This window comes from Streptomyces sp. NPDC096311, assembly GCF_044763085.1.
GTDB lineage: Bacteria > Actinomycetota > Actinomycetes > Streptomycetales > Streptomycetaceae > Streptomyces.
Map to the genome: position 1 here is coordinate 333,432 of NZ_JBIWFN010000001.1, position 14,279 is coordinate 347,710.

14 protein-coding genes and 1 pseudogene are annotated in these 14,279 nt (G+C 69.1%); 7 read left to right on the plus strand and 8 right to left on the minus strand.

Annotated elements, in window-relative coordinates:
- Positions 1-13: 13 nt before the first annotated feature.
- The 5 genes from ACIRA5_RS01520 to ACIRA5_RS01540 all read right to left on the minus strand — a co-directional run bounded on the left by ACIRA5_RS01520 (position 14) and on the right by ACIRA5_RS01540 (position 5,102).
- Positions 14-388, minus strand: a complete 375-nt coding sequence (locus ACIRA5_RS01520) for a DUF779 domain-containing protein (protein WP_403686162.1) — start codon at positions 386-388, stop codon at positions 14-16.
- 173 nt (positions 389-561) lie between these two features.
- Complete coding sequence (locus ACIRA5_RS01525) at positions 562-2,127, minus strand: protein kinase (protein WP_403686163.1); 1,566 nt, start codon at positions 2,125-2,127, stop codon at positions 562-564.
- A 226-nt stretch (positions 2,128-2,353) separates the two neighbouring features.
- The gene (locus ACIRA5_RS01530; RefSeq protein ID WP_403686164.1) at positions 2,354-3,772 is read right to left on the minus strand and encodes a DHA2 family efflux MFS transporter permease subunit; all 1,419 of its coding nucleotides are present in this window, start codon (positions 3,770-3,772) and stop codon (positions 2,354-2,356) included.
- Positions 3,773-3,792: 20 nt separating this feature from the next.
- The gene (locus ACIRA5_RS01535; protein ID WP_403686166.1) at positions 3,793-4,602 is read right to left on the minus strand and encodes an alpha/beta fold hydrolase; all 810 of its coding nucleotides are present in this window, start codon (positions 4,600-4,602) and stop codon (positions 3,793-3,795) included.
- A 41-nt stretch (positions 4,603-4,643) separates the two neighbouring features.
- Positions 4,644-5,102, minus strand: a complete 459-nt coding sequence (locus ACIRA5_RS01540) for a cupin domain-containing protein (protein ID WP_403686168.1) — start codon at positions 5,100-5,102, stop codon at positions 4,644-4,646.
- A gap of 123 nt (positions 5,103-5,225) precedes the next feature.
- Between ACIRA5_RS01540 and ACIRA5_RS01545 the strand changes: the two genes are divergently transcribed.
- The 4 genes from ACIRA5_RS01545 to ACIRA5_RS01560 all read left to right on the plus strand — a co-directional run bounded on the left by ACIRA5_RS01545 (position 5,226) and on the right by ACIRA5_RS01560 (position 8,234).
- On the plus strand, positions 5,226-5,831 hold the full coding sequence (locus ACIRA5_RS01545; RefSeq protein WP_403686170.1) for a TetR/AcrR family transcriptional regulator: 606 nt from the start codon (positions 5,226-5,228) through the stop codon (positions 5,829-5,831).
- 2 nt (positions 5,832-5,833) lie between these two features.
- Positions 5,834-6,382, plus strand: a complete 549-nt coding sequence (locus ACIRA5_RS01550; protein WP_403686172.1) for a hypothetical protein — start codon at positions 5,834-5,836, stop codon at positions 6,380-6,382.
- 565 nt (positions 6,383-6,947) lie between these two features.
- Entirely contained in the window at positions 6,948-7,517 is a 570-nt protein-coding gene (locus ACIRA5_RS01555) for a DUF6529 family protein (protein WP_403686173.1), read from the plus strand.
- A 144-nt stretch (positions 7,518-7,661) separates the two neighbouring features.
- A complete protein-coding gene (locus ACIRA5_RS01560) occupies positions 7,662-8,234 on the plus strand; it encodes a GNAT family N-acetyltransferase (RefSeq protein WP_403686174.1) in 573 nt (190 codons plus the stop codon).
- Between the two features lie 109 nt (positions 8,235-8,343).
- On the opposite strand, the gene ACIRA5_RS01565 is transcribed toward ACIRA5_RS01560, so the two are convergent.
- Positions 8,344-9,618, minus strand: coding sequence for a cytochrome P450 (locus ACIRA5_RS01565; RefSeq protein ID WP_403686176.1), 1,275 nt, complete (start codon positions 9,616-9,618; stop codon positions 8,344-8,346).
- A 1,284-nt stretch (positions 9,619-10,902) separates the two neighbouring features.
- Complete coding sequence (locus ACIRA5_RS01570; RefSeq protein WP_403687187.1) at positions 10,903-11,847, minus strand: restriction endonuclease; 945 nt, start codon at positions 11,845-11,847, stop codon at positions 10,903-10,905.
- Positions 11,848-11,892: 45 nt separating this feature from the next.
- Here ACIRA5_RS01570 and ACIRA5_RS01575 point away from each other — a divergent pair, with 45 nt between their 5' ends.
- Positions 11,893-12,249: a hypothetical protein gene (locus ACIRA5_RS01575; RefSeq protein ID WP_403687246.1), complete on the plus strand. Its 357-nt coding sequence runs from the start codon at positions 11,893-11,895 to the stop codon at positions 12,247-12,249.
- A 9-nt stretch (positions 12,250-12,258) separates the two neighbouring features.
- On the opposite strand, the pseudogene ACIRA5_RS01580 reads toward ACIRA5_RS01575, so the two are convergent.
- A pseudogene (locus ACIRA5_RS01580) lies at positions 12,259-12,858 on the minus strand (hypothetical protein); the annotation flags it as partial.
- Here ACIRA5_RS01580 and ACIRA5_RS01585 point away from each other — a divergent pair.
- The gene (locus ACIRA5_RS01585) at positions 12,770-13,729 is read left to right on the plus strand and encodes a DUF1152 domain-containing protein (protein ID WP_403687190.1); all 960 of its coding nucleotides are present in this window, start codon (positions 12,770-12,772) and stop codon (positions 13,727-13,729) included. The pseudogene ACIRA5_RS01580 and the gene ACIRA5_RS01585 sit on opposite strands and share 89 nt — an antisense overlap.
- A 182-nt stretch (positions 13,730-13,911) precedes the next feature.
- Complete coding sequence (locus ACIRA5_RS01590; protein ID WP_403686177.1) at positions 13,912-14,259, plus strand: hypothetical protein; 348 nt, start codon at positions 13,912-13,914, stop codon at positions 14,257-14,259.
- The last annotated feature ends 20 nt before the right edge of the window (positions 14,260-14,279 follow it).

Below are 14,279 nucleotides of genomic sequence, written 5' to 3' on the forward strand. Positions count from 1 at the left end.
ACCTGCGCGGGGCCTAGGCGTCTACGACGCGGGAACGGATGAGAAAACGCACTCCTTCGGGTGCTTCCAGGGAGAAACCGCTGCCGCGGCCCGCCACGACGTCGACGATCAGTCGCGTGTGGCTCCACAGCTCGTACTGGCTCTTCGACATCCAGAACGTCACCGGCTCGTCGAGCCCCTCGACGTCGAGCTCGGCGAGCAGCACGTCGGAGCCGCCGGTGCGGAACTCGCCCTCCGGGTAGCACATGGGCGCACTGCCGTCGCAGCAGCCGCCGGACTGGTGGAACATCAACGGTCCGTGGACCGCCCGCAGCTGCCGCAGCAACTCGGCGGCCGAGGGCGTCAGCTCCACGCGCGGGGCGGCGTCCGTCGTCTCCTGCTGGTCCATGGCGTGTCCCTGCCTTGATGCGCGGAAACGGATGCCACCGCTTCGCGCGAGGGTCGGTCGGTCCGGCCCAGTCAACTCCCGGCTTGGTTGCAGACAGGTTGCACGGCAGGGGGGAGGATCAGGTGGCAGGGCGAGGGAGGAGCCACGTGCGCCCGGTGCGCGCCGGCCGCCCGTCAAGGCTGGTGTGTGACCCTCACCTCTACGGTCAGCGTGCCTCTGTTGTCCTCGGAGCAGGACCCGGCGGCGTCGTTGATCCCCAGTTGCAGGGGGCCGTTTTGAGCCGCCCGGAAAGTCAGTTTCCGCCCGACGGTGTGGACGGGGGCGTCCTGACTGTCGGAGAGGCGTGCCAGCAGGGTGCCGAACGGCGCCGCCGGCTTGATCTTGCAGCTCTTCGCCCCGTCCAGCGACTGGTCCGTGAGCGCGTCGTAGCCGGTCGGCCCGGTCACGGGCTTGTTCCGGTAGTCGACCGTCCATTCTCCGGAAACGAACCGCACGGTGACCCGGTCTCCCTGCTGGACGGTCAGTCGGGTCACCGACTGCCAGCCGGTCGTCGAGCGGACGACCTGACTGACGGTCGCCGTCGTGGGGTCCTCCTTGAGCGGCAGCACCCCGGTGAGGAAGAGACCGCCGCCGACGCCCGACGCCAGCACCGCCGTACCGGCCAGTGCCCACCAGAGCCGCTTCGGTCCCCTCGGGCGGGACGACTGCCGTGACGCGGGCCTGAGCGACGTGGTGTGCAGGGCCGTCGGTACGGGCTCCCCGGCCGGGACGAGTCGCTCCTGGCCGCTGGTCACGGTGTCCGCGTCGGTCGACGCGGCAGAAGGCTGGAACACGCGCACGGTCGGTGACGGCAGTGGCCCGGGGTCCGCCTCTCCCGCCGCGACACGCCGCAGCGCGGAACGCGCGGTGGCCGCCGAAGGGCGCTCGTCGGGGGACTTGCGCAGCAGTGCCTCGACGACCGGGCGCAACGGGCCGAGCCGCTCCGACAGGACGGCTTCCTCGTACGCCACCGCGTGCAGCGTCGCGGGCCGTGCCGGTCTGCGGAACGGGGACTGTCCGCCGCAGACCGTGGCGAGGGTCGCGCCCAGGGACCACAGGTCGGAGGCCGGGCCGACCGGCGATCCCATCACCCGCTCGGGTGCCATGTACTCGAGCGAGCCGATCAGTTCACCGGTGGTCGTCAGGAACTCCCCGTCGTCCAGGGCCGCGATACCGAAGTCGGTGAGGACGGCGTCGCCGTCGCGGCGCAGCAGGACGTTGGCGGGCTTGACATCACGGTGCAGGGTGCCGGCCGCGTGCACGGCCTCCAGCGCGTCGAGCAGTTGCACACCCAGGGCGGCGGTGTGCTGCGGCGTGAGCGGCCCGCTCTCGGTGATCCGGTGGGCCAGCGAGGGCCCCTCGACGAGTTCCATGACGATCCACAGCCGGTCCTCGGACTCGACCAGGTCGTGGACACCCACCACATGGGGATGCGACACCCGGGCGACCGCGCGCGCCTCACGGACCGCGCGGCGCACCCGTATGCGCTGCTCCTCGTCGCCCTGGGTGAGGATGTGCAGTTCCTTGGCCGCGACCGAGCGGTCCAGCAGCTGGTCGTGGGCGCGCCAGACCGTGCCCATCCCGCCTCTGCCGAGAACGCCGTGAAGGAGATACCGACCGGCGATCAGCCGCCCTGAGCCTCGTTCCGAACGCGTTGCCGCCTGGTGATCGCCATCTCCGGGTATCACGCGCTCTCTCACGTTTCCTTCGCGGTGGACTGGGCGCCCGCCGGTCGTCGTTCGATCAGTTGTTGTTCGTTCGCTCGGTGTTCCGGGCTGAGCATAGCGGAGTGCATTGTGGCGATATGCCGTCAACTCGCGTGCGGAGAGGGGCTTTTGACGGCCGGCGTTCTCCGGATGTCCGGCTGCCTCTCCGTCGAGACCGCGGCGGGAAGGTCGCCGACCGCGATGATCTGTGCAGGGGGTGTCAACGGGCGTCCAGGAGATCGCGCCGTACTCGGTCGCGTTCGGACGGATCGTCGTCTACGGCCGTGCGGGCTGCCCAGGGGCCGGTGGTCAGGATGCCCAGGGCGAGGATGGCCAGGCCGCAGCCGGCGATGATCCACCAGGCGGCCGGGCGTGCCCCGGCGGCGATCACGGCGCCGGTCACCGCGATGCCGAGCGCGGCGCCGACCTGACGGCTGGTCGCGGCGATCGCGGCGGCCACCCCGGCCTGGGCGCGCGGCAGGCCCGAGACCGCTGTGTGGGTGATGGGCGCGTTGACGAAGCCGAAGCCCAGTCCGAACAGTGCGTACGCCGCGTAGAGCAGGATGTCCGAGCGCTCGGCGGATCGGGTGGCGACGATGGCCAGCAGGCCGCCGGCGGTGATGCCGGCTCCGGCGAGCAGCAGCGGGAGGCGCGGGCCGCGGTTGCCCACGATCCGCCCGGCCAGTGGCGGGCACACCAGTGACAGCACCGCCATCGGCAGCAGGTGCACCCCGGTGCTCAGTGCGCTGAGCCCCCACACCTGTTGCAGGTAGAGGGTGTTGGCGAACAGGAAGCCGCCGAGTGCGGTGAAGGCGCACACCGCCATCACCGTCGCCCCGCTGAAGGGCGCACTGCGGAAGAGGCGCGGGTCGACCAGCGGTTCGGCGCGTCGCTTCTCGTAGGGGATGAAGGCGGCCAGCGCGCCGGCCGCGGTGATCAGGCAGATCACGATGGCGGGGGAGGTCCAGCCCCGGCCCGGTGCCTCGATGATGGCGTACGTCAGTGTGCCGAGCGCGGTGATCACCAGCAGTTGGCCCACCGGGTCCACCCTGCGGGGCCGTGGCGCGCGTGACTCAGGGACGAACAGGGTGGTGAGCAGGAGCGCGGCCAGCCCGATCGGCACGTTCAGCCAGAACACCGACCGCCATCCGGCCGTCTGGATCAGTACGCCGCCGAGGATCGGCCCGGCCGCCATGCTGATGCCCACCACCCCGCCCCAGACGCCGATGGCCCTGGCCCGCTCCCGCGGTTGTGGGAAGGCGTTGGCGAGGATGGCCATGGCGACCGGGGTGAGCATGCAGCCGCCCACCGCCTGCGCCATGCGGAACACGATCAGCCAGTCCAGCGATGGTGCCAGGCTGCACAGCGCCGATCCGCCGGTGAACAACACGAGCCCGAGGAGGAAGACGCGCCGTCTCCCGATGCGGTCGGCCGTGGATCCGGCCAGGATGAGCAGCGAGGCCAGCACGATGGTGTAGGCGTCGAGGGTCCACTGCAGGCCCGGCACGGAGCTGTGCAGGTCTTCCTGTATCGAGGGCAGGGCGACGTTCAGGATGGTGGTGTCGAGACTGACCAGGAGCACGCTCAGGCAGCAGGCGGCCAGGACCAACGCGGGTCTGCTGCGGCCGGGTTGAGACACGTCGGCCGCACTTTGCGGGGTCAGTGCCGCGGCCGGTCGGTGGCGTGGGCCTCGGCGAAGTCCCAGAGCACCGGGAGGAACTGCTCGGGCGTCTCGGTCTGGGGCATGTGGCCGGTGCCTTCCAGCAGCCGGAACTCCGCGTCGGGGATGGCCTGCGCGTACGCGCGTCCGTAGTCGGGGTCCACGACCTGGTCACTGGCGCCCCACGCGACCAGGGTCGGACGGGTGATCTTGGCGAGGCGGTCGGTCAGGGTGGGGTCGGCCATGGCGTGCGGGCCCGAATAGAGCTGCAGGGTCGCACGGTTGGCGGCCATGACCGCGCGCTGCGCCTCGGTCAGTTTGCTGGGATCGAAACGGAACTTCGAGGGGTCGTGGAAGGACAGGCGGGACAGCTCGACGGGCGTCAGGGAGAAGGTGTCGGCTATCGGGAGGCCGGGGACGGGGATGCCGACGGCGTTGACGAGGGTGACACTGCTGATCCGAGGGCTGCTCAGGGTCGCGAGTTCGGCGGCGATCCAGCCGCCGATCGAGTTGCCGACAACGGCGACGTCCCGCAGGTCGAGTACGTCGAGCAGGTGGGCGTAGACCTGGGCCAGGGTCGTGACGTCGGTCAGCCACTCGGGGCGGGCAGTGCCGTCGAAGCCGGGGTGCACGGGGGTGAACACCCTGGCCGGACGCTGTTCGGCCAGCAGGCCGGCGAACGGGGTGACGGTCTGCGGGCCGCCGCCTCCGTGCAGCAGCAGGAAGGGGTGCCCCTCCTGCCCGAAGAGATCGACGGTGACATCGAGGGTGCCCTGGTCGAGCGTGAGCGTGTGGGTGCTGCGCGTCATACGGTGCTCCTCAAGTGGGCTGTGTCGAGGGGAAGTTGCCGTCACGCGAAGTCGGTCGCGGGGACGGTGGCGTAGCGGCTCATCACCGCGACGGTCGACTCCGGGGTCAGTTCCCGGCCGCCCGCGATCATGTTCCGCAGGTCGCGGAAGTACTGCACGTACAGGTCGGGCGTGAAGGTGTTGAGCATCACCGCGGGCGTGTTGCCGAGGTTGGCGAAGGTGTGCGGGGCGCCGGGCGGGATCATGGCGAGCGTGCCGGCCGGGGCCACGTGGGTCGTCTCCCCGATGGTGAAGTGCACGGTGCCGGAGACGACGTAGAAGCCCTCGTCGTGCTGGGCGTGACGGTGCTGGGGCGGGCCCTGGGTGTGCGGGGCGATGGTGATCTCTCCGATTCCGAGGCGGTGCCCGGTGGTGCTGCCGTCCTCGAGGATGCGCATCTGTGTGGGGCCCAGCTGGATGGTCTCGCCGCCGTCCGGGCCGACCACGGAAACCGTACTCATCGCTTCTCCTTCGTGAGAGTTGACTCTCATGAGATTAGGGAGTCGAGTTCTGTAATGCAAGACAACTCTCACGACGAGGGGCGGCTGCTAAAATGCGGGTGAGTCAACAGGAGGAGTCCCACGATGACGGCGCAGGCGGGCACCGGCCGCACCAACCAGAAGCAGCGCACGCGAACGGCGATCGTGGCGGCCGCCCGGGATCTCACCGGCACGGGCGCCGAGGTGACCATGCCGGCGATCGCCCGCGCGGCCCTCGTCTCCGAGGCCACCGCCTATCGGTACTTCCCCGACCTTCCGTCGCTGATCAGCGAGGCCCTGGCCGGCGTCTGGCCGCCCCCCGCCGAGGCGCTCGCGCCGGTCGCGGACTCCGCCGACCCCGTCGAACGCGTCACCTTCGCCTGCGAGTTCCTCCTCCGCGGCATCCTCGCCCGCCAGGGCTCGGTACGCGCGATGATCGCCGCCACCATCACCCGGCCCGAGACGGTGACCACGCGACCGGGCATTCGTTTCGGACTCATCGACCATGCGCTCCTCCCTCTGGAGGAGACGCTCGGCGCGAGGGACCCGGACGGCTTCACCCAGCTCAAGCGGGACCTCGCGGTGGTCGTGAGCGCCGAGGCGCTCTTCACCCTCACCGATCTGTGCGGGCTCGACCCCGACGAGGCCATCACCAGCGCCGTACGGACCGCGACCACCCTGACCGAGGCCGCGGTGCGCGCGATCGCGTAGCGGTGGGGCGCGGTCAGAAGGGTGGCGTATCGAGCGCGGCAGGACGCAGGGCCACCGCGCGGCTGAACCGCATCCACCTGGCCGTCGCCCGCAGGACCCCGCACTTGCCCGGCAACTTCGACGACGTCGACGACTTCGTCTATCCCCTGGTGCTGCTGGCCACGTTCGGCGACCGTCCGCAGACCTCGCTGGGCCTGCCCGGCACGAGTGAGCCCATGAAGGCCGCGTGGCATCGCTGGGCGCAGGCACTCTTCCGCACACTGGAGCGCGAGTCCGGTCCCTTGGCCGACGAGGCGTTTCCCGTGGACTGGAGCGCGATGATCGAGTTCGCCCTGAAGTTCGAGTCCCGGCCTTACGAGCAGACGGACTCCGGCCACCGCGTGGCGAGGGCGATGATGGACTTCTTCTCCAGGCGCTGGTTCCCTGCTCCCTTACGGGCGTTCGGCAACGACCTGACCCGCTACCTCGCCGGGGAGCGGGTCTGCCGACTCCACCGGATCGGTGGATCGGCAGGTCGGCGGAGCACCGCGGCATGCGGATCCCGACGGTGACAGCCGACCCGCTCGGCCAACGGTATGGAGAGCGACAGCCGCGTCGCCCGGACCCCGAGACCGATCGTTGCGGGTTTCACCCGACGGCTGCCCGAAGGACGGACCTGGGGCCGAGGCGGGCGCACCCCGGTCGTGACGGTGAGCGGGTGGTGCTCGGGGCGGCTGTCGGTCGCCGGGCTGATCGCCATGCGGCCCAGGTCCCGCACCCGGCCGTGCCACCGTGAACGCGGACCTCATCAATGGAGCAGCGACTGCCCAGGCGGACCAGTTGGAGTGGACAGGACCCGAGTACCAGGGGCCAACTGGGAGAAGAGGTCCGCCGGCCTCGTTTCCCGCGGCTGCCTGGATGCGCCGTCCGACACCATGGAGCGCTCATGAAAGGAATGGCCGCGGCGACAGTGCCGACGGCTTCCGCCACGCAGCTTGCTGCCGCAAGCGGCTGTCCCAGCCGGACGACCTCGTCCGCCTGCGCCAGGCCCGCCTCTGGAGCGCCGGCGGCAGGCATCCCCGTGGTACGTCGTCAACGCATCCGGCAGCAAGGTCGACCCCGATCGATTGGGGACTGATGACCGGGCACATGGGCGCGCGGACGCGGCGTCCCGCACGAACGGTGGCGGGCTTCTTGGCTGCTTTGCTGCCGGTCGCGGTCGCGGTCGGGCTATATGTGTTCGGCCGCACGCACACACCCGACTACACCAGCGGCCTGTTCGGGCAGCACGGCGGCGTCTACGAACTCAAGGCGCGCCTGGGCAGCGCTCTGATGGGACTCGCGGTCGTCCAACTGCTGCTAGGGCTGTGGATGTACCGGCGCCTACCGGGAGCGGGGGCCGCGCCGCACCGGGTGCACCCCACACACCGGCTCATCGGCCTCCTTGCCTTTCTGCTCTCGCTGCCCATCTCCTACCACTGCATCACCGCCTACGGAGTTGAGTTCACGAGCAGCCGAGGGGCGGTGCACTCCATCACGGGCTGCGTCCTGTACGGCGCGTTCGTCGCCAAGGTGCTGGTGGTGCACAGCCGCCGACTGCCCGGTTGGGCGCTTCCGGCCGCCGGCGGCGCCCTGGTCGTCGCCATCGCACTGCTGTGGTACACAGCCGCCTTGTGGTTCTTCACCGGCTCCGCCCCCGGCTTCTGATGAACCGACAGCTCACGGTGCGGAAGTTCCCACACAAGCTCGCCCGGGACATCTGCCACGGCAAGCGCGGGCAGATCATGCAGGCGTACCGCACGCGAACCTCACCTGCCTCGGCGTGCCTCTCGGCCTCGCGCGCACTGGAGCGTGATCGAATACGGCATGGCATCGTCCTGGACTGGTGAACGGGTACGCCTACGCGCTGTCGAGCCCGACGACTGGACAGCGTTCGCGCGCTTTGCCGACGATGACGGGCGGCGAGGGAGCCGGCTGGATCTACCGAGGTCCGCCGAGAGCTACCGTGCCTGGGCGAAGGAGCAAGCCGTTGCCCCGTGCGATGACGACCGCTTCCGGTTGGCGGTCGAAACGACGGCCAGGGGAGAGCTGGTTGGCGCCGTCGGCTCACATCGCACCGGCCGTCGTTCAGGCTGGTTCGAGTTTGATGTCACGATCGGCGCTGACCACCGGCGCAAGGGCTACGCATCAGAAGCCGTAGTGCTGCTGATGCGCTTCATGTTTGCCGAGCGGCGCTATCACAAATGTCTAGGAGCGATCTTCGCCCACAACGAGGCATCGCTGGCACTCACCCGTCAGCTCGGCTTCACTGAGGAGGGGCGCTTGCGGGAACACGTCTACTTCGCCGGCCGGTACCACGAACTCGTCATGATGGGCATGCTCGCCAACGAGTTCGACCAGCTACACGCGATGAGCGAACCATGAGCCGGGGCCATGAGCTGGTCATCCAAGCGTGTGCGGAACGGCACTCGAACTTGTTCAGCGTTCGCTGTTGGCGGGTGGACGCGGCCTGTCACTGCAAGCAGGCCTGACCTCAGGTGCGCAAGGTGGCGCGCAGGCGCAAGCCGACCGTTGCGAGACCTTCCAAGGTGGTGACCTGGTAGCTGGGTTCCGGTCCGGGCGGCTCGCTCAAGTGGTAGCGGCGGGCGGTCTGTGCAGTCAGGAGCGTCAGCATCGCCATGGCCAGAGCGGCTCCCTCGCAGCCGTGCGGCCCGGTGCCGAAGGAGAGGAAGACCCCGGGTTTCGCCGGCGAGCCCGAATCATCGAGCCAGCGCTCGGGCTGGAACCGGTCCGGATCGGAGTGTTCCCGTGCGTCGCGGTGGGCGGTGTAGGGGCAGACGAGAACGGTGGACCCGGCGTCGATGGTGTAGCCGGCAAGCTGAGTCTCTCGCGTGGCGCGCCGGGTCAGCAGCCAGCTCGGGGGGTGCAGTCGCAGCACCTCGCGCACCAGCGCCTGGGTGTATTGCAGGCGGTCGAGGTGGGTGCTGGTCGTCGCGGCCGGGTCCGCGGGCAGCAAGGCGGCTTCGGCCGCGACGCGTCCCGCTGCCTGGGGGTATCGGGCCAGGTGGAGCAGGATCCATCCGGCCGCCCGGGAAGGTGTCTCGAAGGTGGCGACGGTGATCCCGGGGAGAGTGTCGATGATGGCCTCTTCCGGCAGCAGGCCGTAGCGGGCGGAGGGCCGGAGCATCTGTCCCAGCATGTCGTCACCGAGCCGGCCCGATGAACGGCGCCGGCGGACGATGGGCCGCAAAGCGTTGACGAAGGCGACTTGCTGCCGTGTGCGGAACCGCCGTGCCGGTGTGGGGATCCAGCGCGGCCATACCCAGCGAGAGGGACGTACGAGCACCTCCCGGGCCAGGAAGAGCTGTGAGGCAAAGGGCAGCAGGGTGGGAGCGTCTTCGGAGAAGAGGTAGCGCACGCCGATCTCTGCCAGGGCGTGCCGGACCGGGGGCAGAATCTCGACGTCCTGGCCCGTGGGCCACTGGTCAGCAAATCGAGCGGCACTGGGCGCGATCTCACCGATCCGGGCTGCAACCGCCTGCGCGCGCAGTCCGCGCATGCGGGCGGCGTGAGCGCGCGCACGCTCCTCAGACGTCGGTGCTCCGCCCGACCGCTTCAGCGGCGGGAAGAGAGGTGAGGATGCCTTGGGGAAGTCCTGCGCGCGGCGCAGGACTGCTTCACACGGCTCGGCCGTAGCGGCTACGTAGACACCCGGCTCCAGCTGCCAGACGTCCCCGCACTCGTCAGCGCCACGGCGAGCCAGGGCAAGCCGGTCGCGGCTCCAGGCCGCGAAGCTGCCATCAGGCAACCGCGGCGGCTCATTCATTCGGCCCATGAGATCGTGCCTGACTCTCGTCCCTGTCCAGGTCGATATCGTCGGCAGCGTGGCTGGCAGCCGGCGGGCACGCAAAGGCGCCCGCCGACAGTGCGGTCAGACCGAGTCGTCGCCGGCGTACGCATCCCATTCATGGGCCCCGTACGCACCGTAGTGGCGGGTGAAGGACAGTCTGCCGAGCAGCTTGGCGATCATGATGCACTCCTCTCGCCTGTCTGAACCCTCCCAGTCGAGGGTTCAGCAAAGAAGTTCCCGCCAGCACTCAATGGCACGCGTACCATTTTCTCACACATGCCCCATATGTCATATTCGGATCATCGGCCACACGTACGGAAACCTGGTCGCCAGAACCTTCGGCAACGGGTGCAGCGGCCATCGAGCGTGCAATTCAGCCCGACGCCGGTCGATCCCTGTCGATCCGTGCAGAATCTTGACCGGCACGCGGGATGGCAAGAGGGCTCTGCGACCGCCATCGGCCGGATGCCGGACAGGTGACGAGCTCACACGGTGCGATCCATGCTCGCCAGACCGTGACGTAGCGCCGCGGCGGCAGCGCGGTGATCAACCGGACGAGGGTGACGCGCTGCGACTGGCCACCGGGAAGTTCGGCAGGTTTGTGGTGGGCGAGGTGGAGGATGCCGAGCTGGTCGGGTCAGCGGTGGGCCCGTCGAGCGCCCGTACTGCGGCCGCGTCTCATCCGAAGCGAGCCACACCAGGCAGCGCCAGGCGGCGTGTTACACCAGCGTCTGGTGAAGGACGCGCACGACCCGCCCCTTTGACGGTGCCCTCCGCGCGCGCTCTCTGCTCCCTGCTCGCAGTACTAAGCTCCGCCGGTCCGCTGAGTCGGCTGCTCCAGCAGCTCTGCGTCACAGGCCTTGGGGCAGTCCCGGCCGTATGGTGCGGCGTCCCCGGCGGGCCGTGTCACGACGGCGTCGTGCAACGTGAGCCGCGGCCCCTGTGCCGGCCACGAAAGGTCCGCCGACTCCGGCTCTCCTGGCCCGCAGACTCGTGCTGGGTGTCCTCGGTCGCGGCGCTGATGGGCACCGCCTGCCGACTGCGCGGAGTTCCTCGGGCCCGCCAGTGAGATTCTCTCCTGGCACCCCAGCCCCGCCTCGCAGTTCATGGCCCAGACCATCGGCGCCCTGGCGGCTGATGAGGCGTCCGGCTCTTCGCGCGAAGCGCCATCCGGTGTACCGGACGTGGTTCACAGCCGCACTGAAGCGACCGCGTGGTTGATTACGTGAGGGGGTGGGATTGTCATCGCCGCGCGACGACGTCACTCAGGTGCGTTCCGCTCACTGCCCACCGCTGCAAGGTCGGGCCGTCGATCAGCCGGACGCGGTCTTCCGAGGTGGACCAGACGCGGCAATCGGTGGTGAAGCGGCCGTTGGTGACCAGGAACGGCCGCGGATGGGGACGCATGATTGCGGCGGCCCCGAACAACTCCCGCGCCACGTTCGCGGGGACGCTTCTCTTGACCCCGTGCTGGAAGTGCTTGCACTGCACGACGATCGGATAGCCCAGGGAGTCATACGCGAGGACGTCTACGCCGCCATCACCGCTGCCTCCCCCGGCCTGCTCCACCCGAAAGCCGTCCCGGTGCAGGAGTTCGGCGACGAACCGTTCGAAGTCGGCGTGATGGAGGGCGTCGATCTTGGCTCTCGACCACCCCTGCGCCTCCTGATCAGCTGCCTGCCGGACCGGTGCGCCGGCTTCACCCAGCCGTAGCGCTGCGGCGATGGTGTCACCCAACGCCCGTGCCACCTGCGGGGACGACGCGGTGGCGATCTGCCGGACTACTTCTCCTCGAGGGCCCTGGAAGATCCAGTCCGTGGGGAAACCGCGGACGAGCGCGGCTTGGTCCAGCGCGAGACAGGGGCCATTCGGCCCCCGAAGGCCAGTCTGAGGATCGGACACAACGCGTCGGATGTCGATGCCGCAGGCGCGCCAGGCGCAGATGTCATTGCGGTAGCGGTCTTCATCGGCATCCTCCGGGATGTCCACCAGCATGGGCACGGGATTGCCCCGCGCCCTGGCCGCCCAGGCTTGATAAGCATTCCGTGCGTCCGGACGAGCGGCGGCGGAGGAGAAGCGCTCTCGCATGCTCGAGTCGAGCAGTGCGAAGGTGTCCGGCTCCTGAACCTCGAAGGCAGGACTGGGAGGTGTGAAGAACGGTGCTGTCTCGGAAAACAGGGCCGCCATGACGGCACTGCTCCAGGGACTGGCCCCTCCGAACTGGAGTGCATCATGAACCGTCCACGTGCACAGCACATATCCAGCGCGCTCCAGACACTCCCGCACGAACGCGCGGTAGTCATCGAACTCCGTGCCGAGCAGGCCGAGGGGCATCTCCAGCAGAAACGCCTTGGGACGCAGAGCGTCAACGAGGCTCAGAAGGGCGGGTACGTCGTCGCGTTCACCCTCGCGATGGGGTGTCTCCGCACGGGCGTGGAGAAGGTCGAGCTCCAGAGGTTCGTAGTCCCCGACGGGGAGGTACTCCGCTATGTGGCTCTGGACGACCCGGCAGTCGGGGAGTTCCGGGCGAGGGTCTCCGCAGCGTACTTGTTGCCTTCGACCAGCTCTAGGTTGCGAAACCCGGCTTGACGACGGGCGGTAGGCGTCGTTCAACCTCTTGAAGACCACCCCCTCCCTCCCGACCGACGCCCACGGCAGCCACTCGCGCACGACGTCAGCCTCGGTGGTCGACGGGCACAGCGCCCACGGCGCCGACAGCTGGCGGGGGGCGAACACGGACTCCAGCGCGGCTCGGCGCCGCCGGTATGGCCACCCGGTCGTGTCCGTCCCGGACAGCCGCGGCAGATCGATTGCGACGAAGTGGGTCGGCCGCTCCTTCGCGGCCCGGGCAGCCCCGGCACCGCGCCGGGCAAGCCGGTTCTGCAACCACTCGAACGCGAGGCGGCCCGCGGCATCCCATACGACCAGCTCGCCGTTTATGTGAGCTGTTTCAGGTGTCTCATGAGCGGGTGCCAGCCAGGGCCCGTCACCGCAGCAGGTCGACTCTGACGGTCGAGCCTCGGAGTCCTTCACTCCTGTTGCTCCGCGGCTCCGTCGTCGGGCGAGAACTTGGGAGCGCCCGGTGCCGGGTCCCGGGACAATGATCGGCATGACGTCTCTCCACTCCAACCCACTCTTCACTCGGCTTGCCGATGCCGAACGGATCCTCGTCGCGGGCGCGGGTGGTGGATTCGACATCTACTCCGGCCTGCCGTTGGCTCTTTCCCTCCTGCACCAGGGCAAGCAGGTGTACCTCGCGAACCTCTCCTTCAGCGCACTCGAGGGTCTTCCGATAGACGACTGGGTCGCCCCCGACCTGGTCGCGATCACCCCCGACTCCGCTGTGCACCAGAGCTATTTCCCCGAGCGGACCCTTGCTCAGTGGCTGCGCCAGCACGGCTACCCGTTCACCGTGTACGCCTTCCCCCAGACCGGGGTTCGTCCGCTGCGCGCCGCCTACCAAGCACTGATCGAGCTGCACTGCGTCGACGCTGTGGTGCTGGTTGACGGCGGTACGGACATTCTGTTGCGCGGTGACGAAGCGGGGCTCGGCACTCCGGAAGAAGACCTGGCCAGTGTGGCGGCGCTGGCCGCGCTGGACGGTATACCGACCCGCCTCGTCGTCTCAGTCGGCTTCGGTGTGGACGCGTACCACGGCGTAAACCATGTGCAGGTATTGGAGAATATCGCCACGCTGGAGCGCGACGGCGCGTACCTCGGCGCGTTCTCGATACCGCGCGCGACTCGTGAGGGCGCTCTCTACCTTGACGCGGTGACACATGCTCAGCACCACACCCCGGAGCACCCCAGCATCGTGAACGGTTCAATCGCGGCAGCCGTGCGCGGCTCGTTCGGCGACGTCCGGTTCACTGATCGCACCCGGGGCAGCGAGTTGTTCGTGAACCCGCTGATGTCCCTGTACTTCGCCTTCGACCTGCCGGGCCTGGCAGCCCGCTGCCTCTACCTGGATCGCATCGAGGACACCCACCTGATGCGCCAAGTCCATTCGCGAATCGCCGAGTTCCGCGAATCCATAGTCACTCGCCCACCCCGCCGCTTCCCACACTAGTGACGAGGCCCACTGCGCACTGCCCAGTGACATCGCTGCGTCCGCCAGGAACGACGCCATAGTCAGCGGGAATTCAGCGGCACCACCAGCTCTCGGGGCTGTGAATCAGCTGCTCATGCGCAGCAGACCGCGTTTGAGATCTGGGTCCGTGGCCTCTCGGAGTGTGTTCTAGGCTCAGCCACGTGATCTTCGACAGGTTCCCCTTCGTCGGCGGCTTCAAGGAACTGGAGTACGGCAGGCCGGACGGGCCGTCGATCCGGGCCGCTGTGCAGGCCGCCGCGCCGGAACATGAAGGTGATCTGGTTCGGTACCTCCGCGGGGGCGCGGCTTTGATCGCCACGCCGTCGATGGTGCCCGACGTGCTGAGTGGGACTGGCGCGGTCATCGGTGGGCTTCACCTGCTCACCGATGGGCAGTGGCTGTGGTACTCCGACCTGGCCCACTACGTACGGAACTACCACGTCGCGCTCGACCCCAGGTTCATTGAGCACGCACGGCGCAACGACTGGGACCGTCCCGGAGATCGCTGACGAGGGCCTCGAAGCGATGC